This window comes from Methanoregula sp. UBA64 (assembly GCF_002502735.1).
In the GTDB taxonomy this organism is placed as follows: domain Archaea; phylum Halobacteriota; class Methanomicrobia; order Methanomicrobiales; family Methanospirillaceae; genus Methanoregula.
This window is the reverse complement of record NZ_DAQC01000007.1, coordinates 1-26,541: the sequence shown is the minus strand read 5'-3', so window position 1 is coordinate 26,541 and position 26,541 is coordinate 1. Positions and strand designations below refer to the sequence as shown.

28 protein-coding genes and 1 pseudogene are annotated in these 26,541 nt (G+C 53.6%); 18 read left to right on the top strand and 11 right to left on the bottom strand.

The annotated features are described in order from the left end of the window. Positions 1–84 precede the first annotated feature (84 nt). A complete protein-coding gene (locus BP758_RS09980; RefSeq protein WP_292370734.1) occupies positions 85–1,314 on the top strand; it encodes an adenosylhomocysteinase in 1,230 nt (409 codons plus the stop codon). Positions 1,315–1,356: 42 nt separating this feature from the next. On the opposite strand, the gene BP758_RS09975 is transcribed toward BP758_RS09980, so the two are convergent. Then, a complete protein-coding gene (locus BP758_RS09975; protein WP_292370733.1) occupies positions 1,357–2,208 on the bottom strand; it encodes a DNA-3-methyladenine glycosylase family protein in 852 nt (283 codons plus the stop codon). A gap of 141 nt (positions 2,209–2,349) precedes the next feature. Between BP758_RS09975 and BP758_RS09970 the strand changes: the two genes are divergently transcribed. Together BP758_RS09970 and BP758_RS09965 are read left to right on the top strand one after the other, a co-directional pair. Further along, positions 2,350–2,679, top strand: a complete 330-nt coding sequence (locus BP758_RS09970) for a hypothetical protein (RefSeq protein ID WP_292370732.1) — start codon at positions 2,350–2,352, stop codon at positions 2,677–2,679. Positions 2,680–2,706: 27 nt separating this feature from the next. Beyond that, a complete protein-coding gene (locus tag BP758_RS09965; protein WP_292370731.1) occupies positions 2,707–3,219 on the top strand; it encodes a hypothetical protein in 513 nt (170 codons plus the stop codon). Positions 3,220–3,237: 18 nt separating this feature from the next. On the opposite strand, the gene nifB is transcribed toward BP758_RS09965, so the two are convergent. After that, complete coding sequence (nifB, locus tag BP758_RS09960; protein WP_292370730.1) at positions 3,238–4,131, bottom strand: nitrogenase cofactor biosynthesis protein NifB; 894 nt, start codon at positions 4,129–4,131, stop codon at positions 3,238–3,240. A gap of 88 nt (positions 4,132–4,219) precedes the next feature. Beyond that, positions 4,220–5,314: a hypothetical protein gene (locus BP758_RS09955; RefSeq protein ID WP_292370729.1), complete on the bottom strand. Its 1,095-nt coding sequence runs from the start codon at positions 5,312–5,314 to the stop codon at positions 4,220–4,222. Between the two features lie 105 nt (positions 5,315–5,419). On the opposite strand from BP758_RS09955, the gene BP758_RS09950 reads away from it, so the two are divergent. The 5 genes from BP758_RS09950 (at position 5,420) to BP758_RS09930 (ending at position 9,711) form a co-directional block, all read left to right on the top strand. After that, positions 5,420–6,034 (top strand): FKBP-type peptidyl-prolyl cis-trans isomerase, encoded by a 615-nt coding sequence (locus tag BP758_RS09950; RefSeq protein ID WP_292370728.1) that lies wholly within the window; start codon positions 5,420–5,422, stop codon positions 6,032–6,034. 152 nt (positions 6,035–6,186) lie between these two features. Then, on the top strand, positions 6,187–6,633 hold the full coding sequence (locus BP758_RS09945; protein WP_292370727.1) for an EVE domain-containing protein: 447 nt from the start codon (positions 6,187–6,189) through the stop codon (positions 6,631–6,633). A 1,012-nt stretch (positions 6,634–7,645) separates the two neighbouring features. Beyond that, positions 7,646–7,885, top strand: a complete 240-nt coding sequence (locus tag BP758_RS09940) for a hypothetical protein (RefSeq protein ID WP_292370726.1) — start codon at positions 7,646–7,648, stop codon at positions 7,883–7,885. A 235-nt stretch (positions 7,886–8,120) separates the two neighbouring features. Next, complete coding sequence (locus tag BP758_RS09935; protein WP_292370725.1) at positions 8,121–8,660, top strand: hypothetical protein; 540 nt, start codon at positions 8,121–8,123, stop codon at positions 8,658–8,660. 121 nt (positions 8,661–8,781) lie between these two features. Further along, positions 8,782–9,711 (top strand): hypothetical protein, encoded by a 930-nt coding sequence (locus BP758_RS09930; protein ID WP_292370724.1) that lies wholly within the window; start codon positions 8,782–8,784, stop codon positions 9,709–9,711. A gap of 136 nt (positions 9,712–9,847) precedes the next feature. Here BP758_RS09930 and BP758_RS09925 read toward each other — a convergent pair whose 3' ends face one another. Both BP758_RS09925 and BP758_RS09920 read right to left on the bottom strand, forming a co-directional pair. Then, complete coding sequence (locus BP758_RS09925; RefSeq protein ID WP_292370723.1) at positions 9,848–11,995, bottom strand: HEAT repeat domain-containing protein; 2,148 nt, start codon at positions 11,993–11,995, stop codon at positions 9,848–9,850. Positions 11,996–12,103: 108 nt separating this feature from the next. Continuing rightward, on the bottom strand, positions 12,104–14,071 hold the full coding sequence (locus tag BP758_RS09920) for a tetratricopeptide repeat protein (protein ID WP_292370722.1): 1,968 nt from the start codon (positions 14,069–14,071) through the stop codon (positions 12,104–12,106). A 314-nt stretch (positions 14,072–14,385) separates the two neighbouring features. Between BP758_RS09920 and BP758_RS09915 the strand changes: the two genes are divergently transcribed. Together BP758_RS09915 and BP758_RS09910 are read left to right on the top strand one after the other, a co-directional pair. Then, a complete protein-coding gene (locus BP758_RS09915; RefSeq protein ID WP_292370721.1) occupies positions 14,386–14,889 on the top strand; it encodes a hypothetical protein in 504 nt (167 codons plus the stop codon). A gap of 11 nt (positions 14,890–14,900) precedes the next feature. Continuing rightward, a complete protein-coding gene (locus BP758_RS09910; RefSeq protein WP_292370720.1) occupies positions 14,901–15,038 on the top strand; it encodes a hypothetical protein in 138 nt (45 codons plus the stop codon). Between the two features lie 211 nt (positions 15,039–15,249). Here BP758_RS09910 and BP758_RS09905 read toward each other — a convergent pair whose 3' ends face one another. The 5 genes from BP758_RS09905 to frhA form a co-directional block, all read right to left on the bottom strand. Further along, entirely contained in the window at positions 15,250–15,618 is a 369-nt protein-coding gene (locus BP758_RS09905) for a PIN domain-containing protein (RefSeq protein ID WP_292370719.1), read from the bottom strand. Further along, positions 15,611–15,841, bottom strand: a complete 231-nt coding sequence (locus BP758_RS09900; RefSeq protein ID WP_292370718.1) for a hypothetical protein — start codon at positions 15,839–15,841, stop codon at positions 15,611–15,613. Before BP758_RS09900 ends, BP758_RS09905 begins: the two co-directional genes overlap by 8 nt. Before the next feature lie 570 nt (positions 15,842–16,411). Continuing rightward, positions 16,412–16,570 (bottom strand): hypothetical protein, encoded by a 159-nt coding sequence (locus BP758_RS09895; RefSeq protein WP_292370717.1) that lies wholly within the window; start codon positions 16,568–16,570, stop codon positions 16,412–16,414. Between the two features lie 173 nt (positions 16,571–16,743). After that, positions 16,744–18,165, bottom strand: coding sequence for a DHA2 family efflux MFS transporter permease subunit (locus BP758_RS09890; protein ID WP_292370716.1), 1,422 nt, complete (start codon positions 18,163–18,165; stop codon positions 16,744–16,746). 122 nt (positions 18,166–18,287) lie between these two features. Continuing rightward, on the bottom strand, positions 18,288–19,604 hold the full coding sequence (frhA, locus tag BP758_RS09885; RefSeq protein ID WP_292370715.1) for a coenzyme F420 hydrogenase subunit alpha: 1,317 nt from the start codon (positions 19,602–19,604) through the stop codon (positions 18,288–18,290). A 172-nt stretch (positions 19,605–19,776) separates the two neighbouring features. Here frhA and BP758_RS09880 point away from each other — a divergent pair, with 172 nt between their 5' ends. Together BP758_RS09880 and BP758_RS09875 are read left to right on the top strand one after the other, a co-directional pair. After that, entirely contained in the window at positions 19,777–19,914 is a 138-nt protein-coding gene (locus BP758_RS09880) for a hypothetical protein (RefSeq protein WP_292370714.1), read from the top strand. A 102-nt stretch (positions 19,915–20,016) separates the two neighbouring features. After that, on the top strand, positions 20,017–20,988 hold the full coding sequence (locus BP758_RS09875; RefSeq protein ID WP_292370713.1) for a 2-hydroxyacid dehydrogenase: 972 nt from the start codon (positions 20,017–20,019) through the stop codon (positions 20,986–20,988). 22 nt (positions 20,989–21,010) lie between these two features. Here the strand turns inward: BP758_RS09875 and BP758_RS09870 are convergent, their stop codons facing one another. Continuing rightward, positions 21,011–22,078 (bottom strand): hypothetical protein, encoded by a 1,068-nt coding sequence (locus tag BP758_RS09870; RefSeq protein WP_292370712.1) that lies wholly within the window; start codon positions 22,076–22,078, stop codon positions 21,011–21,013. Between the two features lie 158 nt (positions 22,079–22,236). Here BP758_RS09870 and BP758_RS09865 point away from each other — a divergent pair, with 158 nt between their 5' ends. The 6 genes and pseudogenes from BP758_RS09865 to BP758_RS09840 form a co-directional block, all read left to right on the top strand. Beyond that, positions 22,237–22,449: a hypothetical protein gene (locus tag BP758_RS09865; protein ID WP_292370711.1), complete on the top strand. Its 213-nt coding sequence runs from the start codon at positions 22,237–22,239 to the stop codon at positions 22,447–22,449. A 196-nt stretch (positions 22,450–22,645) separates the two neighbouring features. Next, positions 22,646–23,278, top strand: coding sequence for a LysE family translocator (locus BP758_RS09860; RefSeq protein ID WP_292370710.1), 633 nt, complete (start codon positions 22,646–22,648; stop codon positions 23,276–23,278). Between the two features lie 131 nt (positions 23,279–23,409). After that, on the top strand, positions 23,410–23,853 hold the full coding sequence (locus BP758_RS09855; protein WP_292370709.1) for a MarR family winged helix-turn-helix transcriptional regulator: 444 nt from the start codon (positions 23,410–23,412) through the stop codon (positions 23,851–23,853). Beyond that, positions 23,850–24,926 carry an ATP-binding cassette domain-containing protein gene (locus BP758_RS09850; RefSeq protein ID WP_292370708.1) on the top strand — a complete coding sequence of 359 codons (1,077 nt, stop codon included), beginning with the start codon at positions 23,850–23,852 and terminating at the stop codon, positions 24,924–24,926. The genes BP758_RS09855 and BP758_RS09850 overlap by 4 nt, the downstream gene beginning before the upstream one ends. After that, positions 24,923–26,011 (top strand): ABC transporter permease, encoded by a 1,089-nt coding sequence (locus BP758_RS09845; RefSeq protein ID WP_292370707.1) that lies wholly within the window; start codon positions 24,923–24,925, stop codon positions 26,009–26,011. Before BP758_RS09850 ends, BP758_RS09845 begins: the two co-directional genes overlap by 4 nt. 118 nt (positions 26,012–26,129) lie before the next feature. After that, positions 26,130–26,541, top strand: a pseudogene (locus BP758_RS09840) (hypothetical protein); the annotation flags it as partial.

Here is a 26,541-nt window from a genome sequence, read left to right as displayed (position 1 = left end):
TATGTGCCATAATCGCCCCAGTACATGGGTACGAAACCATGCGGTCCCTGCCCGGCGCAGGGGCCCGCGTTTATGGAGTATTTTATGAGCAATTCCGGGAAGCTGAAGATCGACTGGGCGGCACAGTACATGCCGGTGCTCGCCTCGATCAAGAAACAGTTCGAGAAGGACAAACCATTCAAGGGCATGACAATCGGCATGGCCCTCCACGTGGAGGCAAAGACCGCCAACCTCGTCCAGACGCTTGCAGCCGGCGGGGCAAAGGTCTACATAACGGGCTGCAACCCGCTCTCCACGCAGGACGATGTGGCCGAGGCCTTAAACCATGTCAAGAACGTGCACTGCTATGCCAAACGCGCGTGCAGCGTCGAGGAGTACTATGCGGCAATCGAGCAGGTGCTCGATGCGGCACCCTCGATTACCATCGACGACGGCATGGACCTGATCCACTACCTGCACACCAAGAGACGCGAGCTCTTGAAGAACGTTGTCGGCGGGTGCGAGGAGACCACGACCGGTATCCACCGGCTCCGGGCCATGGCGGCCGAGAAGAAACTCGAGTTCCCGGTTGTTGCGGTCAACGACACCCCCATGAAGCGGTTCTTTGACAATGTCCACGGGACCGGCGAGAGTGCGCTCTCGTCGATCATGATCACGACGAACACGCTCATCGGCGGCAAATACTTCGTGGTTGTCGGGTACGGCTACTGCGGACGCGGGCTTGCCAAGAAGGCGCACGGCCTTGGCGCAAAAGTCGTAGTCACCGAAGTCGACCCGCGCCGGGCGCTCGAAGCCCACATGGACGGCTACCATGTCATGACCATGGCAGACGCCGCAGCGATCGGCGACATCTTTGTCACCACCACCGGGAACACGAGCGTTATCGGGAAGGACCACTTCGGAAAACTCAAACCCGGCGCGATCCTTGCAAACGCCGGCCACTTCAATGTCGAAATCGATATCGCGTGGCTCGCAAAGCACGCCGACTCGACGGTCGAGCGCGACGGCATTGTCACCTACTTCCTGAAAGGAAAGCCCATCCACGTGCTTGCCGAAGGCCGGCTCGTGAACCTCGCCACCCCCAAGGGCATGGGCCACCCCATCGAGGTCATGGACTTAAGCTTCGCCCTGCAGGCGCTCTGCGCCCGTTACATTGCGGAGAAGGGCTCGTCCCTCAAGGGCGGCGTGTACGAGGTCCCAAACGAGATCGACGAACAGGTTGCCCGGCTCAAGCTTGCCTCGCTCGGCCTCTCCATCGATGACCTGAGTGCGGCCCAGAAGAAATACCAGTGCAGCTGGAACATCGGGACCTGAGATCCCAAAAACATCCTATCTTTTTTCCCCGTAAATTGAGGTTTATCCTTCCCGTCCCGCGTACAGGTATTCCTGTGCATACCCGCAATATTCCCCGAAATGCTGCCGGGCAAACCTGCGGATCGTGTCGTACTCACGGGTTGTCATGGCCTTATCTTCGGAAAGTTCCGGCAGGTAGTGCTCCCTTATTATCCGCCGGATCCAGACATCGACCGGGAACGCCTCGTACTTCTGGAACGCAAAGAGGAGGACGCAGTCCGCGGCCTTGGGACCGATACCGGCAAACTTCGTGATCTCTTTCCTCGCCTCCTCGTACGGGAGGCCTGCGATCGTTTCCGCCCAGCCGGCTCCGCCCGCGGCATCGCGGGAGCTCTTAAAAACGTACGGCGCACGGTACCCGAGCTTGCAGGTCGCAAGGCAGTCCTCGCTCCCGTGGCAGGCGATCCGCTCCGGCCCGGGAAAGGTATAGCCGCGGGCGCTCCCGCTTCCCACCGGCTCGCCGAACTGCTCGGAAAGAAGGGCGATCCGGCGCTTAACCGCCGGGATGTTCGTATTCGTTGCGCAGATATAGGAGCAGAGGCATTCCCACGGCGGCTGCCGGACCAGGCGGAGCCCGGCCGCACGATCGATCGTTGCGTGGATGAACGGGTCGCGGTCGATCGTTTCAAGAATCGCGTTCAGGTCGGTATCGAGGGAGAGGTACCTGACGATATATTCCCGGTCCGCCCCCTCGTACGAGAGGCTCCGGCCCTTCTGCCGGCACCGGATTGCACGGCCGCCCGCAACCCCGCTCCACCAGCCGCCGGCATCCTTCTCCCACCGGAACGCCTGGCCGCACCCGAGGGTCAGGTCGAGCGAGAACGGCTGGTCGGGTTCGAGGGCGATCCGCGGCATGGGACTCTTCCGTACCAGACCTATGGTTGTCGCCCCAGATGAAGGATGGCACCGTGACAAGGGACAAAAAGGCACGCTTTTTCCCGTATTTCAGGAAACAGGACGGATAGCCTTTTAATATTACGATGAAAAGTTCTTTTCATGGAATTAACTGATACGCTCAAGGATTTTATGGAAACGGGCGGCGACTGGGAACGTAAGGCAACCTCGCTTGCCGGCGTCTCCATCATCCGGCTGCCCGCAACGAAAAACCGCCCCGCTTCCCTTGCGATCGATGTCAACCCGGTCAACGAGGCCGGCCTCCCCATGAAAAAGAAGGGGATCATGATCATGAACGCTGCCGAGCTTGCCGCGTTCCGTGCGCTCTTTACGAGCGAAAAGATGGACGGCCTCTTATCGGCGCTCGAAACCGTGCTCCCCGAGCGGAAGGCCGCGGCAAAAGCAAAGAAATCCGATGTCCTCCAGATATAATACGATACACAAGAACGGATGAGCGTCATGCAAAAACAGGCACGTTCCGGTAAGGCACCCCGTACAGGATACTGGATTATCCCCTGCTGCCTGCTCATCCTTATCCTTGCCGGCGCCGGCTGCCTGGGAACGAAGAACCCCGAGCCTGCGCAGATCCCGCCGGCGATCCTCGTGGACTACCACCGCACGGGCAGTATCGCGGGGATCGACGACCGGCTGGTGGTCTTCGATAACGGCGTGGCGGTGGTCTCCGGGCGCTCAGGAAAAACCGAGATCCTCCTCAACCAGACCGACCTTGCGCTGATCTCGGTCCTCTTTAACCAGTCCCAGTTCTCGCAGCTCCAGGGGCAGTACTCCGCGCCCGGGGGAAGGGCGGACCTGATGACCTACACGATCAGCTACCACGGCAAGACCGTGACCGCAGAAGAGTCTGCCGTGCCCCCGTCGCTCCTGCCCGTTATCGCGGACTTAAACCACATCGTGAGCGCGGCAGGGGTCCAGAGAACCTCGTACCCGACGCTGCCGGTAACCCCGGCGTAAGCGAAAAACAAAAAAAGATTATTCTTTTTTATACATGCACGACTGGACGTCGTGGCCGAGTTTGCCGATCGCATCTGCCCGGCAGCGCTGGCAGTGCCGCATCTGCTTGACATATGCGCCGCAGGCGTCCTGCATCTTCTTCTTCATCTCCGGGGTTGGCGGGGCGATGTTCGCGAACTTGTACTGCGAGATGAGCGGGATGATGTTGAAGGTGTACACCCCCATTCCCCCGACCTTCTTTGCAATCTCCACGATGTGGTCCTCATTGATGCCCGGGATATAGACCGTGTTGATCTTTACGATCATGTTCCGTTCCACGGCCATCTCGATCCCCTTGAGCTGCTGGGAGAGGAGGAGCTTTGCCGCCTCAAGGCCCTCGTACCGTTTCCCCTTATAATCGACGAACTGGTAGATCTTCGCCCCGATCTCCGGGTCGATGGCGTTTAAAGTCACCGTGATGTTTCCCACATCGTACTTCTGGAGGAGGTCGATCTTGTCCGGCAAAAGGAGGCCGTTTGTGCTGATGCACTTGATGACCCCGGGATACTTCTCGTGGAGCCGTTTTAGGGTCTCGAAGGTCTCCTCGTTTGCGAGCGGATCACCGGGCCCTGCAATGCCGACGACCTTGATGTAATCGTATTTTTTGACCACCTTATCGACCATATCCATGGCCTCTTCGGGGTTGAGGACTTTTGTTGTGACCCCGGGCCGGCTCTCGTTGACGCAGTCGAAGTCCCGGATGCAGTAGTTACACTGGATATTGCATTTCGGGGCAACCGGGATATGGCACCGGCCAAAGGCATGGCACGCCTTCTCGGAGAAGCAGGGATGCTCCTGGATCTTGCGCATCTGTGCCGGGTCCCACTGGACTTTTCTTCCGGCTACGTCGGCAGTCTTGAGTTCGTCGGACATATGCACTCCGATCAGAATGCGTTCTTTTGGTATAAATAGGGTTCAATATTGCAACGGCCGTACGCGCCGCCGTCGGCAGGGCCGGGGGTTATGCCTTCTTTTCGGAGAAGTCTTCGGGGGAGAAGACCCGGCGGAAGTCGGGGTTCACGATATAGACCGGGAAGGTCCCGAAGATGGTCTTTCTCTCGACCTGGTAGATCTGCGCTTCGAGGAGCAGTTCCGTTGCGCTGGACAGGGTCGTGCCGTTTATCTCCCCGGTTTTTGGGTCTCCCCGCCCTGCTGCTTCCCGGGTAAGGCGTACCTGCCGGGCGAGCTGCTTTGCCTTGTTCTCCGAGAACCGGATCAAAAGGTCGCGGCTCGTGATCCCGTGGAGGTACCGGAAGATGAAGTAGAGGGGGACAAGGGCGGACGCGATCGCAACGATCAGGTGGCCGAGCTCGTCGAACTCCGAGATCGAGAGAACGTTGTTGACCGTGATCCCGGGGAGGAGGAAGATGGTGGTGATGATGCTGATAAGGGCAAGGGCGGTGATGACGATCACGAGGAACGAGACCACCGATCCGGGGATCTTTTTCCGTATGAGGTTGATCTTCATGTCAGAAACGTCGGAGAAGAACTCCGAGGAGTAGGGTTCGAGTTTCCAGACCAGGAAGTAAAAGACGAGGATCGCAAAGCACTGGAAGAGGACGATCCACATGTGGAAGTCGGGGATGGCGCCGATCTCCCGCAGGTACAGCACGATGGCTATGTCGAGGGTAAAGAGGGCGGCAAAGCCGATAAAGAGCGGCCGGCAGTTGATAAAGAAGGCATTGAGGAAGATCCGGGTAAAGCGTTTGCTGCTCGTGATCAGGCCGGTCTCTTTGAGGCGGTTGAGGTATTTTTTGATGGTGCCCTTTGAGGCCCCGGCGGGTTTGAGCGTGCGGGGCACTAAAAGCGTGATGAAATAGAACATGAAGAGGAAGAAGCTTGCCGAGACGAGGATGAGGAGGTACATCGGGCTCCGGATGTAATAGACGATGTTGGTGAAGACGGCAAGGACGAGGATGATGATGGTGATCCTGCCCCGGGTGCCCGAGGCGTACAGGGTGCGCTGGCGCTCTTTTTCTTCCCTGAGCTCTTCGCGGATGATCCGGTTGATTGCAAAAAGCGGGTTTTGCGGTTCTGGGGAGTCGTTCTTTTCCACGCGGAGGTTCACCTGAGGGCCGGTTAACGGGTCCGGTTTTGCTTACTATGTAGATCGGAAAGGCAAGGGTATATTACTTGCCGGCGAATCGTAGATGCGAGCAGCATGAAGAAGTCGGAAAAACTCAAAGGTAAGGAGAAGGTGCAGGAGAAGGCGGCGGCAAGGAAGCGCACCCTCCAGATTGTTTCCGTTGTCGCGGTGATCATCATCGTTATCGCCGGGGTAACGGCCTATATTTCGCTGTATAACCCGTTCGTGGTTGCGGCGCCCGGCGACAAGGTGAGCGTGGTCTATACGGGCATGTTCGAGAACAAGACGGTCTTTGAAACGAACACGAACTCTTCCCCGATCACGTTTACGGTGGGCTCGGGCCGGATGATCAAGGGCTTTGATGCGGCGGTGCAGGGGATGAAGATCGGCGAGACAAAGACGGTGACGATCCCCTCGGACCAGGCGTACGGCCCGTACGATCCGTCGCTGGTGCAGATTGTCCCAAAGAGCATGTTCCCGGCGAATACGACACTCTACCCGGGTGAGCCGTTCGGGTTCCGCAGCGCGGCAACCGGGCAGTCGTACCTGGTCCACGTGGTTAATGTGACGTCAAAGGGCGTTGCGGTCGATGCGAACTCGGCGCTTGCGGGCCAGGACCTGGTCTTTACGATCAAGGTGACGGGGATCACGAAGGCGGGCTCCGGCAGTTCGGCTGCGGGAAGCTCGTAATTTTTTCTTTTTTTGGATTTTTCACGGTAGTTCTCCGGGAGCCTGCGGCTCCGGCCGGGATGCCGTCGGGTAACGCTGCCAGTTCCTTACCGGGGGTTCAGGGACACAAAAGCAGACAAACGCTTTTACCCGGGGGATATAAAAGGGGAGGTATGAAGCCGCAGCGGTACTGGATTGTGGTTGCATCCCGGGAACATGTCATGCTTGGCGTAACCGGCGGGTTTGCGCAGGCAAATCATGGCAAGCGGTCCGGCCTTTCCCGGATGCACGCCGGCGATGGTATCATCTACTATTCCCCCAAGGTCTCGTTTGGCAAAAACGAGCCCCTCCATGCATTTACAGCCCTTGGCACGGTCGCAGACGAAGAGATCGTCCAGGTGGAGATGACCCCGGATTTTGTCCCGTTCCGGCGGAAGGTGGACTACCTGTACACGGGAGAAATAACGATCGAGCCGCTTGTCGCGGACCTCGGGTTTATCCGGAACAAGAAGTCATGGGGGTACGTCTTCCGGTTCGGCCTGCTCGAAATACCGCAGCCGGATTTTGCCGTGCTCCTGAGGGCGTTTGAAAAGTCGGGGACCAGGCTCCCGTCAGCCTGAGCCGGGGATCCCGTGATCGCAGGAGGACCCGGGGGGACTCAAGGCGGCCCCGGTACGTTCTATCAGAATCTATCAGTTTGTGATAAACGGATAGATTTTTAATAGATGTCTTTGTATGGGCTTATCCGGTCATAACACCCGCCCGGGTACTGTAATGCGGCTGACAGAACCCTGCGGTTTGTGGATACCGGGCGCTGATTTTTTCTAATCCTCAGTCCGCGATCCACACTTTTTTTCAAATCTTCACCAACCGATCCGCCTTTTTTTTGTAATCCTCAGATCGCGACCCGCTCTTTTTTTCAAATCCTCACCAACCAATCCGCTCTTTTTTTGTAATCCTCAGCTCGGGACCTGAACTTTTTCTGAAACTCTCAGCAACCGATCCGCTCTTTTTTTGTAATCCTCAGCCCGGGACCTGAGCTTTTTTTGAAATTCTCAGCAACCGTGCCGGACTTTTTTTGAAAAGAACGGCCGGGAGATCCCAGGCCTCGTCGGAGAAAGTGATGATTATTAGTGGGCAGCCCCTGTCTGGCTAAAAGGGAGGGGCGCTCTTTTTTTAGAATCCTCAGCCCGGGACCTGAACTTTTTTTGTAATCCTCACCAACCGATCCGTTCTTTTTTTAGAATCCTCAGCCCGGGACCTGAACTTTTTTTGTAATCCTCACCAACCCATCCGCTCTTTTTTTGTAATCCTCAGCCCGGGACATGAGCTTTTTTTGTAATCCTCACCAACCGATCCGCCTTTTTTTTGTAATCCTCAGCTCACGACCCGGACTTTTCCGGAAATCTTTGGCTCGGGTTTTGCGGCACCTGCCATGCCCTCCCGAAATTCCGGGGTCGTAAAACCGGATTTTCGGCCGGCCGCGCCGCGATCCCTGCAGCCGGGTAAAAACCGCCCGGGCCGGCCCCGGATCCGGGCCGTTAAATTGCTCCGATTCCCCCGCAACCATTGATATAACCGCGGGGTTCCGTGTATCTTAAATACTCAAATTATTGAACAGTGAATTATACAATGTCCCTGAATTTCTGCACAAAGCTCGGATGGAAGGCACGGAGGCTCGGGTACCCGCGGAAAGACGCGGCCCGTATTGCCCGGTGCTGCCAGTTCCTGATGGCGTTTGCGTGCGGACTTTTAGGGATCTATGGCATTGCCACCCCCGGTATCCACGGGGCGCCTGCCGGCGCCGGGTACGGATCGTCAACGTCCCGTGCCGGCCTGCTTTTCTTTGAGGACGTTGCCCTCATACGTTGACCGCCGGTCCTGAACAGGGACAGGATCTTTCGCGGGGTGGTGTTCGCACGAGAGCCCCGGCCGTACCCGGCCGGTAACGATTCTCTTAAAAACCCCCCGCCCGCACCGGTCATGCCCCCTGCCCGGCCGGCGTTGTACAGCCCTCATGTGGCAGGGCAGGACATCCCCGCTTTTGCCATTGATCGATTGACGAACACGAAAGGAAAAGAACAAAAAAACGGAGTTGATGTTGACCATGACCGAATTAACCGCGGTTACAGGAGACGTGGCCGAACCCGGCCTGAATGCATCCGGTGCCCTGAAAAGCAGCCGGATTAATTCCCTGCAGGGAGTACCGGCAGAATCTGCCGGCACTGCCTCAGGTGTACCAACACTGATCCTCCGGACGAGCACGGGAGGTGAACTTGCCCTCGGCCCGGAGATCTATACCCGGTGCAACGCGGTGATCATCGACGCGATGCGCATTCTGGAATGCCTCGGGTATCTCCCCGTTCTCGTGCGGAAGTCAAAGATCCCGCTCGATCTTATCGCGATCCGGCCGGACGGGGCCATGATTATCGAGGTCGCGCGGTCCCGGACACCGATCCCCAATGCCAAAGTGGTCTGTACGCAGTGCAAAAAAGAGATCGGTTATCTCCGCATGATGAAGCCCTCGTCGCAGTTCCGGAAGATGCTCTGGGTCTATTCGCCCCAGTGCCGGTGGAGGTTCTACGATGTGTTCCCCGGCGGGGTCTGGCTGGCGAAGGATCTGATGGAGGGGGATGGGAGGAAGTAAAATTTTCCCATTTTTTTTAGCAAATGAAATATCCTACGAGAAGATTCTCGGATTGCCGGATTTTTTTAGCATAAATCAGAATTGGCTAATATTAAAAGAATAATATGATCTATCGATTGAAATGTTTGAACGGGCTACGGTTGGAGAATGGGTGATATTAGTTCTATCTGCAATATTCGCGTTGATAGTAGCATTTTCAAAACAGAGCGACGGCGGAGGAATCCATTTTTCAACAATTTTCAGTGTATCGTTTATTATTTTCTTAATTATTCTGTATATCTTGTATTGGATTGTAACAAAGCTCTATCCAAAAAGTGCAAATTGGGGTGTCATTGGATGGACTCTTGCTATCATAGGTCTCAGTTTTCTCCTATGTATTATGCTGGCGGTAATCGCAGCATTTGTATTTGGAATGGCGGGAGACACAACAGCCTCTGCACAAACTGGACAGAATACTAACCCAACAGTTTCGGCTTCAACAATTGCTGCCCAGGCAACCATCATCAATTCAAATACTCCCGCAAATTGGGGACAATACGCGAATAATGAGGATCAGTTTATTATTTTCAAACCCTCGGACTGGAGCGCAGAACAATTAGATAAGTCTGAAATTTTTGATAAGAGCGACTCTGATTATTCACTAATGATGGAAAAAGCAGTGTATGTTTTCACTCCGAATATGAAAGGATTTGTAATAATTTATGGAGTAGATGCCACAGGTACACTTTATTCCATATTTGACGATAAAGAAAAAACCAAAATCTCCGATGAACTGTATGACCAGATAGTTGACGGAGTAAAAAAAAGTGGATCTGACAAAGTCAAATTTACTTCGATTGTAAAGGACAGTAATTATTATTTAATCAACGGAAATCCAGCTCGCCGTATGACACTGTACATGACTGCAAACGGAGAGTCCCTATCCGGGGATTGGTATGTCATTGCCCACGGCAATAAATATTATATTCTTGGGTATTCTGCAATGAATGGCGCGACACAGTCCGACTCATCAACTGCAACAACCATAATGCAAACATTTGCAACAATGTAATTCAATTAATAGATATAGTAATTTTTAACCATTTTGGGAATAAATCCTTTACGGCGTTATCTGATCACACGGTTCCAGTTTTTAATTATTTTAATAGGGTAAATGCACACGTGGATAAAGAAAGTCTATGATACAGTTATGGAGAATTGGAATAATCTCGCATTACAAAATTTTCAGGAACATTTTTTGACCATTCTTCCCATTTTTCTTTCACCCTATCCCATAATGGTATTAATTTAACCCTCAGATCTACATCACCGGAATAATACAAGAAGCCAGGAATAAGTGCAATTGAATATGAGAGGCCATGAGTGGTACCACAGTCCATGCAATTTTGTAATTTTTTAAACTCCGTGACTGCTTCAAAAAGTTCTTCATTAAGGTCTGAATGTTTTCTCTGTAAATCTTCAATTAATCCCTGTGTTTGTTTCACAATATCCGCAATTTCAGCTAGAGATTTTACATCTAGTTTCTGATTTTCCAGTGCAATAATAACATCTCGGATAATTTGCTTATCGGCACTGTCCAATTTTGAGAGAAATGCACCAATAATCTTCTGCTCAGAAATATCAAATCTTGAAAGAATTCCATGTTCGAGTGCAGCGATATGGACATCAATGTCGCAAACTTTAGAATGTGTTTGATTACAGGTGAAATCTATACTCAAAAGAATCTCTTTAATATCCATAAGCGAATTATCAATGCATTGCTGTTCATTTTTAATGACAGAATCTTCAATAATTGTAAGAAGTCCTTGAATCGCTTGTCTGATATCCTGGGGGAGATTCGAAATTTGGTGATTTATAATCTGGAATGTTTCTCGCGTCACGATCTGAACATTGGTTCCTTCTCGAATTTGTTTTCCAAGGCGGTAAATAGATGTACCCAAATCAGTATATGGCAAACCTTTGTTCCTAGTGAAAAGACAAATTTCCGTGGCGTGGGTATAGATTCTTTCGGTAATTCCATCAATATCTCGTTTGACAATCTGTGCTCCTCGTAGCATTAACTTAGCGGCATAGGGTCTTTTCCCCTCAATAGATTCTATTATTGCTTCTGCTTGAGTGCAATATTGATTGCAGGATATAAGGTGAGTGCGAATTACAGATGAATCAAAGGAAGGCAGCGTTTCAATTTCTTTGATTGCATTTGCCAAATTCTCAATTATTGCGATAAGTTGCTCGCGTGTATCTGATCCAGAAATTGCATTTTTAGCTTCGGAAATGAATTCTTCGACCTTTACTCTGGAATCTTGTTGTCGGAATGTAAGTGCATAAAATGCCCGATAAAGCGGGAAACAAACTTGTGAGGGATTATTTTCACCAATCTTATTAGATTCATTAAACGATTTTTCAAAGGATCCGAGCGCGTTTTCAAGTTCTAATCGAAATGCGGCATCAGTCTCCAGACCACATGCAATCTGGATTGACACTTTTCCAGCAGAATGATATGCATAACTACGAACTGATGGTTCAGGATCATGTGTCAATATTTGAATCGCGTTTTTTGCAGAGTTCTTGTCTGTAATAAATAAATACGATTCCCCAATTGCATATGCCACTCTCTTACGTACATAAGAATCCGAATCATTGGTTAAGTTATGAAGATCTTTCCAAGCTGTTTTTTTATCAGGCATAGCGGCAAAGGCATCCCCAATTACCTCGGCTACTGTCGCTCGAACGTTAAACGTACTATCCCTTGCTAAATGGTGGAGATCATTTTGGGCCACTTTCTTGTTAGGTAAATGAACAAACGCTACCCCAATAGAATATACTGCTCTCCTTCGCACATCAGAATATTTATCCCGTGATAAATTGTGAAGATCCTTTTGGGCCAATTTTTTATCAGATATCTGAGCAAAGATCTCACCAATGGCTTCTGCGATTCCCCATCGGACCTCATAGGTACGATCTCGTGCCAATTTGTGGAGGGCTTTCGATGCTGTCACTTTATCCGGTATATGAAAAAAAACCTTCCCAAGAAGCTCTGCTACCTCCCATCGGACAAGCGGATCCTTATCCAGGGTTAAGCGATAGAGGTCGTTCCATGCAGCGATTTTATCGGGCACATGGACAAAAACCTTGCTGAGCGTTTTGATGGCTTCCCATCGGACAGCTGAATCCTTATCATGAATTAAGCGATGAAGGTTATTCCAATCTTCGAGATTGTCGGATAATAAGTGAAAATGAGAGGTCAGCTGATTTGCAGCCTTTATTCTATCCCATTTGATAGGACTAGTTAATTGATCGCGAATCACGTTTTGAGGAATACGTTCTTCAGTCAACGTGAGATACTAGGGAGTATTATAAAAAGAAGGTTTCGTTTAATCATCGGCCCATACTTTTTTGTTTCGTGATATGCACTTGGGGCATTTTTTAATAATTCTCCAGTTTCATCTACTAAATTGCTCAAATTTTTCATTACTTATGGACATTATACGTAACTCTGACGAATTTGTTAGGGAGCCAAGATTCCTTTCAAATCCCGCTCCTTTTGGGCCGACCCAAAATTTCGAAAAGTCATTTGATAAAAATACACCTACAAATCCCGCTATCAAAAGTAAAAACATTAGAGCAAATGAGTACTCCGAAATTTTTTGAGATAGGAATAAAATTACTGGGATTATGAGGAATAAGCAAAGGCAAACTGCAATAACATCACATCTTGAAGTGGTGAATACAGAATATTGGGGTAAATTTTTTTTGAGCAGACGCAGATTTTTATGTGCTTTTGAATTTGTATCATCTAATTCAATTGCCTTACTAAATTCCACTCTGGCACGGTTCAGATTGAAATGTGTTCGAAAGTTTTCATTTTTTTGAGTGAAAATCCAGCCCAAATTGTTATGAATTTTCGAAAGGAGAGAGTTATCCGCGTTTGAAAGTTCCAATGCCTGTTGATAAACAGTTATGGCGTCTTCAAAGTATTTTTCATCTGTTAAAATATCTCCCAAATTACTGAGATTTGTGGGGTTTGAAGGATCTTTTATAAGTGCCATTCTAATCTCCTCTTCTGCATCAGAATACCGTTCTAATTTCTGTAATAGTTCCGCATAATTACTGTGGATATCTGCGTTATTTGGAGCATATATTATGGCTTTTTGGAAACTAGCCTCTGCTTCTTGATACTTTTTCATCTCAAATAGCAGGACCCCATATTCATTATAAATAGAGGAATCGCAGGGATCTAACTCAATGGCTTCTTTACACTGTTCTTCTGCTTCAGAATATCTCTTCACATGTTTTAATAGGGATGAATAATTTTGATGAGCCGATGAGTCAGCCGGTTTTAATTTTATAGCAATTTTATATTCTTTTTCAGCCTCGCAAAATTTCCCTAATGCGGTTAAAACATTTCCATAATTACTATGGAAACGAGAAATATTGGGTTTTACTTCTATTGCAGTTTTAAAATGTTTTCCAGCATCATCATATTTTTTCAAATCGTAATAATAAGAACCTAAATTGTTATGGGAACGAACATTTGTTGGATCCAACTCAATCGATTTCAGATATTCCTGCTCAGCTTCATTTTCCCTACCCATTGAACTAAGTAGAAGTGCATAGTCGAAATGATATTTGGAATCATTCGGGTCGATATCTATTGCAGCCTTTATTTGATTTTCGGCCTCCTCTGATCTTTTTAATTGTTCCAACAAAATAGAATAATTGGAGTGAACATCTGCACGGTTTGGCATTAATTCAACAGATTTTTTAAAATATTTTTCAGACTCTCCATATTTCTCTAACTTGAATAACAAGGTGCCATAATTTGAGTATCGTATTCCATTATCGGGATCCAAGACAACAGCTTTTTTAAGATAGTTTTCTGCCTCTTCAAATTTGCCTTTATCTTTTAATATTTCCGCATAAAGTGAATAAGCATCTGGATTCTCTGGGGATACTTCAAGAAACTTTTTAGAATATTTTTCAGCTTCATCTAACTTTTTAATATTGATTAGGAAATCACAATAATTCAAATAACACAATTCTTGCTTGGGATCCAGCTCTATTGCTTTTTCATAATACTTATATGCCTCATCATAGCGCCCAGATTTCTGTAAAAAGAATGCATAGTTACAGTTTATCCCAGCATTATTTGGGGCTAATTTGAGAGCGATTTTAAAATGTTTTTCAGCTTCAGACGCTCTTTTTGATTCAGCTAATAATATTGCATATTTTAAATGACTGCATTCATTTTCCGGGTTAATATCTATAGATTTTTTGAAATGTTCCTCAGCTTCATTTATTTTATTCGCATTAAGTAAGAGCTCAGCAATATTACAATGAGCGCAATAGTTTTTTGGATCTGACTCAATATCTTCTAGTAATTCTTTCTCGCTTTTTAAAGAATCTGTCATATAGTCTTTCCCTACTTAGTATGACTAATAATTATTACAACAAATTAAAGTATTTCTATTTATATCGCGATTTACGGAACGCTTCAGATTAGACCTTCCCAGTGCACACTTTAATCTAAATAATTTCTTCCAAATCCATTGACACCATTTCCTCTTTTTGCACGCCAATCGTCCCGGATCCCTGATCCGGCCATAACCCGGGCTCGGATTCCCACCCCCCGCGTACCCCTATTATCCCGACCGGCCCACAGGTATGTGTCAAAGGGGCCCCCGAGACAGCAGAAAAAGAAAGAACAAAAAAGGACGTGAAAAAAATGGCAGATTTCCAGGATGGAACAACCACAAAGACTGCCTTCCGCAACCTGACAAGCCCGATTGCGGACCCGGCGACGTTTAACGCGATCGTCCAGGCAGTCATCGTATCGAACCCCCTCGGATGTGTATCCTACATCTCCGCGGGTGAAACACACGCAGGTGTGGAAAAGACCAAGGAAGCCTACACCGCAAAGATCGTGTACCAGGACTCCGACGCAAAAGTCGTCGGCGCAATCTCAGACCGGTACACCAGCCTTGCCGGGTTCAACGCCGGCGTAGCTGTGATCCTCGCGGCAGGCACCCTCAGCACCGCCCACGGCGGGACCGTAGCACGGGACACCGACACCGAAACATACTCGGCGACCCTCAAGTGCCACGACCCCAACGGCGAGCTGTACTACCTCCACTTCAGCAGGGATCGGATCATCATCGCTTCCTACACCGACGAAGCGATCCGGACCAAGGTCGAGACCTGGGCCGACACCGAAACCGCCCTTGCCTGAAGGTGAGCGCGATGGACACCTCGCTCATCATCACCGGGGCATTCCTCGGCACGGGACTCCTCGCCTACGTGGTCATCCCCGGGCTCCTCGTCATGTGGGACCGGGTCCTCGACCACATGGAAGCATCGGAAGCGAACAAAAAAGTCTGATCGACAGGGGGAAAGAGCCCCCTGCCATCCCTTTAAAAAGGATTCAATTTTTGAAAAGAAAGCTTGTGAAATCTCCTCAGATCATTGCGATGATCGCCGCCTTAAAAAAAGGGACATCCCCACGCGGATGGAACAAAAAATCCCTTCCCACCGCCGGGCACCTTATGGGGTCCCGATGAGGCGGCCCCGGACAATCCTGTACCGCAACTATTCAGGATCCTACAAAGAGCGCATCGTCCAATCCTTTAAAATGCAGGTCGCCGGTCATAACCTTCCCGCCAGCCTGCCGTGCCGTTGCAAGGATGATAGCGTCAGCAGTTCCGCCGGGGAACCCATCGTTTCTCAGGTAGCCGGCAGCAGTTGCGATCTCCTGATCGACAGTTACCACCCGGCCAACCGTAGTGATCAGCCGGAGCATCTCCTCCAGGAGATCCCGGGGATACCCATTGTATTTCCGTACGATCTCGGTGATGGTGATCGCGGATGTCAGTAATGCAACGTCTCCCGGGGTCTCGATAACCTCTCTGATTGCCGGGTCGGACCCACGGAAATACTCGATCCAGACCCAGGTATCAATCACCAGGTACTCGATGGGAATCGTCCTCCTCCCGCACAAAGGGTGGCATTTCGGGGGTACAGCCAAACATTGATTTTATGGATGTCTTCCGGGCGGTAATCAGGAACTTTATTACCTCATCGTAGGTTTGCAGGTTATGGCACTCCTTGAGGGTAGTGAGCTCCTCCTTGGTATCGGCCAGCAGCTGGATGGTGGTCGTCGCTGGTTTCTGTGAATCCGCAGACATAATCCGAATTATAGCACTATAACACTATAATAGTATTGGAAAAATGAGGTATTTCCCCGGGTAAACGACACCCCCGGCTATCGCAGGCCTCATTCCAGCCACGCAGTGACTCCGTTTACGGAGGGCCGGATGGAAGGGGACAGGGGGCCCGGCAGCGTATCCCGTGGTGACAGGCCAAAAAAACGGGCAAAAATATATCCCTTATCCAAAAATAACATGGATACGTGGCAAAAACCACAAATGAACGAAAATAACCGGAAAAGGAAGTGATTACCACGTCGCACAAAGAAAAGAAGGCTGTTGCCCCCGCATCAAAGACTGCTCCCGTAGCAGCAAAGACTGATGCCAAGAAGACCGGCAAGAAGTAAGCCTCAGTTCATTTTCATTTCCCTATTTTTCCATCATATTCTTTATTAAAAACGGATTCACCCGGGCGGCGGTATCCGGCGGTTTGTCACCGGTTCACAAGCGTTTACCGGCGAGCGTACGGCAGGGTACGAAAGATCGCCGGAACAGCAGGAGTGATGAGACGAGGACGAAACCCCTTCTCCGCAAACACCGAAAGGGCCCTTATTTTGGCGTACCCGGGGAAATAATCCTCTGGTTCCCGAGCGGGCAGTACCCGACACGGGATAGATCCCTCTGCATCATCAGGCACCGGGCAATCGACCCTTCCGAGGAAGGGGCATACTGATCGCAATGGATCTCTTCGCAGAACTCCTCAAGCATATGCCCCAATGAACCGGGCGGGGAGTTAAAGCTGATGCAGGAACCTGGGGAAAAACGGGCATTCGGACGCTTCCCTCCCGGCTGCCGCACGGAACAAGGCAGCAGATTTCCCCAGAAGATACGGAAACCGGGCCGGCGCGAGGAAAAAAGGGAACCCTATGACAATCCCCGTTTTACCGGGGATTATCCTCTGCAACCGCGGAAAGTACCGCCGCGATCACCGCGATCACGGCCGCAGCGATAAATGCCACCGCAAAGCCCTCCACGATGATCTCCATCGGGATCTGCGCCACCGGGGTATTCGGGTTGAAGTTCTTGTTGGTCACCACCGTAAAGAGGGCGATCGTACCCATCAGCGCAATCCCCACCGTCTCCCCCACGTTCTTCATCGTGGTCATGATACTCGAACCAAGTCCCTCCTCGTCTTTCTTGCTCTGGCCGAGGATCTGGTTCATATTGGGCGGGAAGAAGACCCCGAGCGCAATACCCACGCAGAGCAGCGTACCTGCAATAAAGAGGATACCTGTCTGTTCCGTAAAGAGGCTGATCAGGAAAAACGCCACGGCAGCAAACACGGCCGCCCCCGTGGCAAGCACCCGGGAACCGATCTTGTCCGAGAGGCTGCCCGAGATCGGGCCAAGGACCATGAGCGCAAAGGACGGCACGGCAAGCAGCAGGCCGGCCACATAGACCTGGTACCCCATCACGCCCTCAAAGAAGAACGGCAGGAGGTACTGCACGCCGGCAAACGCAAGCATCATCGCCGCAGCGGCAAGGCTTGCGGCAAGGAAATTTTTGTTCTTGAAGAGGTCGAAGTCGCAGAGCGGGTCGTTGCACCGGGTCTCCCGGAACACAAAGAGCACCCAGAGAATGGCCGAGACACAGAAACTGCCGATAATTGCGGGAGATGTCCAGCCCAGGCTGAGCCCCTCGTCGATGGGCCAGAGGAGGGTGGCAAGCGCAAAGAAGAAAACGACCGCCCCCGGGTAATCGAATGCCCCGGTCTTTACCGGGTGCCGGTCCTGCGGGATGCACTTCATCCCGAGGAGCACCGCACAGATCCCGATCGGGACGTTGATAAAGAAGATCCAGTGCCAGCTCACGTACTGGGTTAAAAGGCCGCCGATGATCGGCCCTGCCGCGATCCCCACGGAGATCACCGTTGCAAGGATCCCCAGAGCCTTTCCCCGGATCTCTTTGGGGAGATAGATAGCAATCATGGCCGGGCCGATCGCTTCGAGAGCCGCAGCGCCGATCCCCTGCACAAAGCGCGAGCCGATCAAGGCGTCGATACTTCCCGAGAGACCGCAGAGCAGCGACCCGATGGTAAAGACGGCAAACCCGGCAATGAAGATCTTTTTGAAGCCATGCATGTCGCCGAGTTTCCCGAAAACCAGAAGCAGCCCGCTCAAGACAAGCAGGTAGCTCATGGCAACCCAGGAGACCTCGGACATGGGGATATGGAACGATTCTGCGATCGTGGGGAGCGAGATGTTTACGATGGTTGAATCGAGCGATGCCATGAAGGAGGAGAGGGCAAGGATGAAGAGAACGAGTTTCTGTTCCCGTGCACTGAGTGCGGCCGGTACTTCCATAGGGAATTTTCAGGCGGGGTCTTCAGATATAGGTTTCGGGTTTGCTCCCGGCCGGGCCGGACCGGGCCGGGGTCACCAAGAAAAGCCGGATCCCTCCCGATCTTTTTATCAGGGAAGGCCCGTCAGTGGGAGGCACAGGATATGCACGGGTCGTATCCCCGGATGATCAGTTCGGCGAGCTGCCAGGGCGAACCGGCAAGGGCAAGGCCCGCCGTTGGCATGTTCCATGACGTGGGAACGAGCATCTTAAAATAGATCACCTTTCCCTCGCGGACGCGGGCGATATGGACCAGGGTTCCGCGGGGGGCCTCGTTTGCCGCCCAGCCCAGGCTGCCGTTGCCGGGCGGGATGCAGGGCGCAAGCACCGGGCCGGCGGGGTCGAGCCGGTCGGTACAGTCCGCGAGTTCGGCTGCGGCCTGGACGCACTCCATCTGCCGGGCCACGAGCTGCCCGATCGTGCCTTTCTCGTCGAAATGACTGAACTGCCGGAGGCGTGCCGCTGCCCCGACCTCGACCGGCTGCCCGTCGTACAGGGGGAGCGCCGGGCACATCTCCCGCACGGGATCGAGCGGCGTTCCCACCGGAAGCGTCCCGCCGCCGGGGTACGCAGGATCGCTGTACGTGACCTCCGCCGGATCCCCGTACCAGTTCACGGGCGACACTTCCGTGTACCGCGAGAGGTCAAAGGACGGGTGCTCCTCAAGACTCGACGTACCGTAGAGCGGGTCGGTGGCAAGACTGCCCTGGTCGTGGTACCCCAGATGCCGGGGAAACGGCACCCGGGCACCGCCGATCTCCACAGAGTCCCGCCGGGAAAGGTCGCGGATCAGGGAAAGCATGCACTCCCTGTGCTCGCGGGCAAGGACCTCTCCCTCTTTTGCAAGATCGGCGATCTTTGTCTTTGCCTGCGGCGAGATGTTGGAGTGCATCCCGCCCACCCGGGGATTGCCCGGATGGATCGCCTCGCCGCCCGCGATCTGCACGCAGGTCTGCCCGATCTCCCGGATCCGCTGGATGCGCCGGGCAAGGGCGCGTGCCCGGGGCTCGGGGGAGAACGGGTTGATCCTCGTTTCGGTGCCGGGGTAGTACAGGTCGGGAAGCACCATGAGGGCATGGAGGGTATGGACCGAGAGCCGGGACGCCGAATGGATGATCCGCCGCAGGAGCAGGGCGTCGCGGGGAATCTCGCAGCCGATCGATGCTTCCATGGCCCCGACACCCGCGAGCACATGGGGGACCGGGCAGATGCCGCAGACCCGTGACGCCAGCGTCGGGACAGCGACCATCTTCTTCCCGGTACAGAACCGCTCGAACCCACGGACCGGCGACAATCCGACCCATCGTCCCCGGGTCACGATCCCGTCTTCATCGGTCTCAAGGACCAGCCCCGAACGCCCTTCGTTCCGTACGGTTGGCGAGACAGAAACAACCCGGGTCATAATATCCGGGGAGTAGACGCCCGACGCTCATAAGGGTATGGGATACTGCAAGGCAAAAACATCGGAACCCCCGGTTCCCTTCTTTTTTAAAAAACACGGGGAATCAGGGGATATCATTAAGTCAGAAAAGGAGTAAATAGAACCTGTCAAAGGCATATCGAGGTAACTTAACATGCCAACCAGCAAGAAACAGATGACAAAACTCAACCAGGTAAAGAAGGAAAAGGCAGCAGAACTCTCAAAGCAGGCAGCAGCCGGCAGCGACAGCGCAAAAAAGAAGCTCAAGAAACTTGAGAAAAAGATCAAGTAAGCCTTCTTTCGGCTTTTCTCATTCTGCTTTTTTACCCGCGGTATCGTCCCGCTTCCACAACCGATGGCATGATCACCCGGGAACGCCAATCACCTACCAACTATGAAGATCCTTTTCTGCGGCGAGGGCTTTCCCGAGGCCCGCAGGCAGCTTGCAGCCCTTCTTCCGGATGACAAGATCCTTGCCCTGCCCCCGGACCGGATCGGCCGGCACATTGCGGATGCCGATATCGTTGTCCCGACCGTAAACCGGGTGGACGAGACACTCATGCAAGAGGGGCACTTCGGGCTCATCCAGCAGTTCGGGGTCGGGCTTGAAGGCGTGGACATCACGGCTGCCACAAAAAACGGGATCTGGGTTGCCCGGGTCCCCAGTGAAGAGTCCGGCAATGCCGCCTCGGTTGCCGAGCATGCAATCCTCCTCATGCTCATGCTCTCCAAACGCTGGAACGATATTATCAGGACCAGAAAGCCCGGCATCCAGGACCGGTGGGGAACCCCGACCGGCCAGGCACTCCGGGAAAAGACCGTCTGCATTGTCGGTCTTGGCGGGATCGGGAGGGAGCTTGCCCGGCGGCTCGTCGGCTTCCGGGTCAGGATCGTCACCGCAGACGACCACCCCGGGCGGACGGTGCCGGGCGTGGAGATCGCCCGCCAGTATCCCTTATCAGACCTCCCCGCAGCGTTTGCAGAGGCAGACTATATCGTGCTCTGCCTCAACTATACCCCGGACCGGTTCCACCTCGTGGGCAGCACGGCACTTGCCGCTGCAAAACCCGGGGCGTACCTGGTGAACGTGGCCCGGGGCGGCCTTCTCGATGAAGACACCCTGCTTACCGCCCTGAAAAGCGGGCAGGTGGCCGGCGCCGGTCTCGACGTCTTCTGGCAGGAACCGGTGGACATGGGCCACCCCCTCTTTTCTGAAAACGTGATCGCAACTCCCCACATTGCCGGTGTAACGGACGTGTCGTACGAGGGGATCGCCCGGGCGTTTGCCGGGAACGTGAAACGCTACGCAGCCGGGGAGACGCCCCTGTATCTTGCAAATGCACCGGAGAAGGTACGGCACCGGTAAAAAAGAAAACGCGCCCGGGCCATTATCCCGCAAACGCCCGCTCCCAGAGCATCACGATAATCTCAAACGCGATGAGAAGGATGACCACCCATTCGAGGAAGTTCGAGTGCTGGATCCTGACCTCGTCGGACAACATCGAGTAGTTCTCCCGGATCACCGTGATCTTCCGGCTCACGCTCTCGCTCCACTGGCTGCTCCTCAAGATCTTCAACGCCGTCGCATAGACCCGGGCGTAGTAGATATCCTCGGTCACCTTGATCAGGTTATCGACCTTTTCTATCGTCTCCGAGATCTCCGCAGAGCTCTTCATCTGGTGACGCATGATCGCATGGTACTGGCTGCCCCTGTTGAACCAGGACAGCCGATCCGCATGCTCGATATCGTCGTACATCCGCGCCATCTCACGGGTCAGCTCGCGGTCATAGTACCGGAGCTCGAGCACCTGCACGTTTGCAAACTCGATTAAGTCGATGAGATCGGTCGGGCTCTCGGGGCCGCAGAGCAGGGCCGAGTCCCAGGAGATGACTGCAAGTTCCTCGTTTGAGTAACTGAGGGAATTTTTCAGGATATCCTCGCGGATCTGGGAAGAGACGCAGGTCCGGTCCCCCAGGAGCAGCGGCACCGGGTCAATGGAATCGTCCCGCCGGTCGGTCACGTAGATCGTGTAATCCTCGTAAAAGTCCGGGTCGATTGCAAAATTCTTGATGTGCGGCTTGATGATCTCCCCGAGGGTATTGAGATACTGGATGAAGAAGTCCGAGAGTCCTTCCTGGCCGGCGAACCGGAACGCGATATCCTCGAGTTCCCGGTGATCCGCCTGATCGTCGTCGTAGATGAAACAGAGGCTGATAACCCCGATATCGTAGACACGGGCGACAGCGGAGAACTCGTACGAGCGCCCCTCCCGCTCCACCGTGACCGGCAGCATCCGGATCAGCAGCGGGGACGACTCGATCATGATGGATTTCGGCTTGACCCGGACAAAACTGGTACGGGCCGTAAAGTAATTCCTGGCCAGGGACTTCTCCAGCCAGTCGATATCGATCTCCCGGCCGATATCGTAAATGCGGTAGAACCGCAGCGAGATCATAACAGATTCTCCTATTGTCCCGGGCATGCCCGGGATCGTATGTGGGGTATATTGCCGCTGAATCCCCATAAACCCTCACTCGCGGGCAGGGATCGACCTGCGGCGGGCGGTCTTTTTTATATCCCGGCAGCGCAAACCAACGATGGAGATTCTGATACATGTATACCGATATCCTCTCGATCGGGATGGTCGTCACCATCGGCCTCGCGGCAGGGACCGCGATCGGTCTTGTCCTCGGGTACCTGGCCGGCTGGCAGAAGCCGCACTGGGCAGAGATGACCGGCAAAGAAAAGGCAAAAAATATCCTCCTCGTCCTTGCCTGCTCGGCCCTCCTTATCGCAGGCCTTGCCTGGCGCTTTCTCCGGAACTAGGCAGGCAGCGCATATTCCTTTAAAACCCTTTTTTCCTGCCCGACCCTCACGGGAAGGTACCATATTGATGAAGGTACAGTACCAATAGAGATGCGAAAAGACCGCAGGGTGCGGGTACGGGCGAGGCGCCGGGTCCCTCCGGCCACTGTCCGGCCCGGCACGGGAATACTGCAAACGGGATACAGGTGCATGTGACGTGGAGACCGACCTTTTTGTTCACGGTATCGTGATCGGTATCGCCCTTGCAGCGCCGGTCGGCCCCATTGCGTTCATGTGCATCCAGCGCTCGATCGCCCACGGGCGGCTCCACGGGATCGCGGCAGGCCTCGGGATCGCCACCGCCGATGCATTTTATGCGGCCGTAACCGCATTCGGGCTTGCCCTTATCTCGGACTTCCTCCTTGCCCGGCAGTGGTTCTTCCGGCTCTTCGGGGGCCTTGCCCTCATCCTTGTCGGCCTCAAGATCTTCTTTGCCCCGCCGCCCGAGGTAACGGTAAAGGCAGACGGGGGAAGCCTGATCTCGGACTATACCACGATGTTTGCCTTAACGCTCGCAAACCCCTTGACCATCCTCTTCTTTGCGATCATCATCCCGAGCTTTGGCGCGGTCATCAGCGGGGGCACATGGTTCAACCCGGCCCTCTTTGTGATCGGGGTCTTTGTAGGCGAGATCGCCTGGTGGGTGCTCCTCTGCGGCATCCTCGGCTCGATGAGGAGCTACCTGACCCAGAAACGGCTGCATACCATCAACCGGCTCGCCGGCCTGGTTATCACCGCGTTTGGCATCGTCCTTATCGCCTCCCTCTTTGTGTCCGGCGAACTCTCGTAAGGCCCGGCGTTTCGGAACGTTTTTTTTTCGCGGTCTTCACCGTGCCGTCCCTCCGAATAGTTCACAAAGTTAATAGTTCACTTAATTAACTACCAGTTCAATACCTCAGGGACAGGAGCAAAACCACCCTTATGGCCGAAGATTTCCGGGGACGTGCGGCTGAAGCCCTGATTGCCCTCATCCCCCTCTACTACAAGAACGTGATGCGGAACCGGCATACTGCAAACGGCGTCCTCATCGCCGAATACCATACCCTCGGGCTTCTCATGAAGTACAAGGCGCTGCCCATGTCGGAGATCGGAGACCGGCTCTACATCTCCCGGCCCTACATGACCCGGCTTGCCGACATCATGATAGCCGACGGCCTCGTGGAACGGCAGGCAGACCCAAAAGACCGCAGGGTAACAAACCTTGCCATCACCGCGAAAGGAAAGAAATTCCTCAAAGAGTCCGTATCGAAGTACAAAAAAGATCTTATGGAAAGTTTCGGGGGCCTCACGGACGCGGAGCTCGAACACCTGGGAAAGGCGCTTGAGGAAGCCTACCAGATCCTCATAAAAGTCGACCGGAGGTGAATGCCCTGCACCTGTTCGCAAGCGATACAGATCCCTTCGGTGCGGAGACGGAGGCACACAGAGAGACGCCCATTGTTGCCGACGGCGCCCCGATCATCCGGATCGACCACCTCTCCAAGGTCTTTAAGGACAAGACCAAGACCGTTGTCGCCGTAAACGATGTCTCCTTTGAGGTGATGAAAGGGGAGATCTTCGGCCTCCTCGGCTCAAACGGCGCCGGGAAGAGTACCCTCATCCGGATCCTCACCACGCTGCTCTCCCCTACCACCGGGCAGGCCGTGGTAAACGACATCGATATCACCAAAGACCCGGAGACGATCCGGACCCTGATCGGCGTCTGCCCCCAGAACTATACAAGCGACGTGGAACTGACCGCGTACGACAATTTAGAGTTCTACGGCAAGCTCCAGAACGTCCCCGACAGCATCCTCGACGCCCGGATCTGGGAACTCTTAAGGATGGCCGATCTCGAAGACCGGGCCCACATGCCGGTGCGGACGTTCTCGGGGGGCATGAAGCGGAAACTCGAGATTGTCCGGGCCTTCATCCACCGCCCGCTCATCCTCTTTTTGGACGAACCGACAATCGGCCTTGACCCCGAGGCTCGCCGGGAGGTCTGGCAGCAGATCCTCGCGCTCAATGCAGAGCACACCACAATCATCCTCACCACGCACTACATGGACGAGGCAGAGAAGCTCTGCGGGCGGATCGCCTTTGTCGACCACGGGAGCCTGATTGCCCTCGACACCCTCGAAAACCTGCGCAGGCTGATCCCGGCCGGCGACCTCATCGGGATCGGCATCGACCGGATCGTGCCCGGGATCGAAGACGAACTCAAAACAATCCCGCAGGTCAACGCGGTAACGGTGGTCGAGCACAGCGTCACGATCTCGGCCACGAACGGCAGCCGGGTTCTCCCGGCGATCCTTGCCGCCTTTGAGGACCACCACCTCGCCATCCTCTCCATCTCCATCCGGTCGCCGTCCTTAGAAGATATCTTCATCTACCTGACGGGAAAGGGCATCGACGGCGACACGAACGTTACAGCCGCCCACGGAGGGAAAATGCCATGATCCGGAGTGCATTTGCCATCTTCAAACGGGACTTCAAGAAGTTCTTAAGCACCCCCTCGATGATCGTCATGACGCTCTTTATCCCCGTCATGTATCTCGTGATCTTCGGGAATGCCATGGGCGGGACCATCACCCATATCCCGGTCGGGGTAGTACAGGAATCCCCGCCCTACAGCGACACGCAGCTCTTCACGAGCGCCTCCTTCCAGCTCAACCACATCAGCCAGACCGATGCGGAGAAACTCCTCGACGTTACCGTCTATGCGGACGAGATCACCGCAAAACAGGATCTGGAGAACGGAAAGCTCGCCGCCGTGATCGTCTTTCCCTCATCGGTGACAAACGACAATACGATCCGCCTCTACGTAGATAGTGCCGATTCCATCACGCCCCCGCTCGTCCAGGCGGGGTTGAACCAGGTGCTCCTCTCCCTTGGGGCCCACAACCCCGTGCGGGTGGACAAGATCTACGGGAACATCAAGTACATCCAGTTCTTCGGGGTAAGCGTGATCATGATGGCGATATTTTCCGCCACCATGTTCGGCGGCGGGATGGCGCTCATCCGGGACAGAGAGAACGGGATCCACGAGGGCTACCTGGTGACGCCGGTGAAACGGTCGAGCATCATCCTTGGGATCATAACAAGCGGGACGGTGAGGGCGTTTATCGCCGGGTTCGTGATCTTCTGGATCGATCTGCTGGTCACCGGGATCGCCGTCCAGAGCCTCCAGGCGTTCATTCTCGTCATTGTCGTGATCCTGATCTCCTGTATCGGGGTGACGAGCTTTGTCGTCTCCCTTGCATCGCGCTTCACCACGCAGCAGGAATACATGTCGCTGATCGCATTTTTTAACATGATCCTGTTTTTAACGTCGGGGGCGTTCTACCCGGTGATTGGGATGCCGGACTGGCTGCGCTGGATCACGACCATCAACCCCGAATATTACGGGGTGCACGCTTTGAGGAGCATCCTTTTGCGGGACCAGGGTCTCAATGTGGTCGGGCCCGATCTCATTGCCCTGCTGCTCTTCTCGACCGCGATGATCATCCTCGGTATCGTGACCTACCGCAGGACGCTTGAGTGAGATGAAAAAATTCACATTTTACCGCGAAAAAACAGGTGAACTCCCCGATGACGAACGTAATATATGGCAAAAATCGCAACCGGTACGTATCGTTAACCCATTATACGTGAGGTTCTGCATGGAAATGCTCAATGGACTGGTCTTTACGGGGAAGATCTCCCCGACTGCATACCGCGGACATGCCCGCGCTCTTCCCACGGCACGGCTTCTCTGCCTGGTATCGATCGTTCTTGCCGTGATCGCGGTATCCCCGGCACTTGCCGGCACGAAGTACATGGCCGGGAGCCCGACACTCTCCGCCCACATCACGGGCACGAACGAGTTCTCTCCCGGGGACGACGTGAACCTTGTCGTTGCCGTGGACAACACCGGATTGAACACGTATAAGATCGTGCAGTCCGGCCTTGTCGACCGTGCAGACCAGTCGAACACGGCAAAGCAGCTCACGGCCGCGTTAAGCGCCGGGAATGCCCCGATCGTAGTCAAGGCAGACCCGCAGGTTTTAGGCGACCTTGCCGCGAGCAACACCG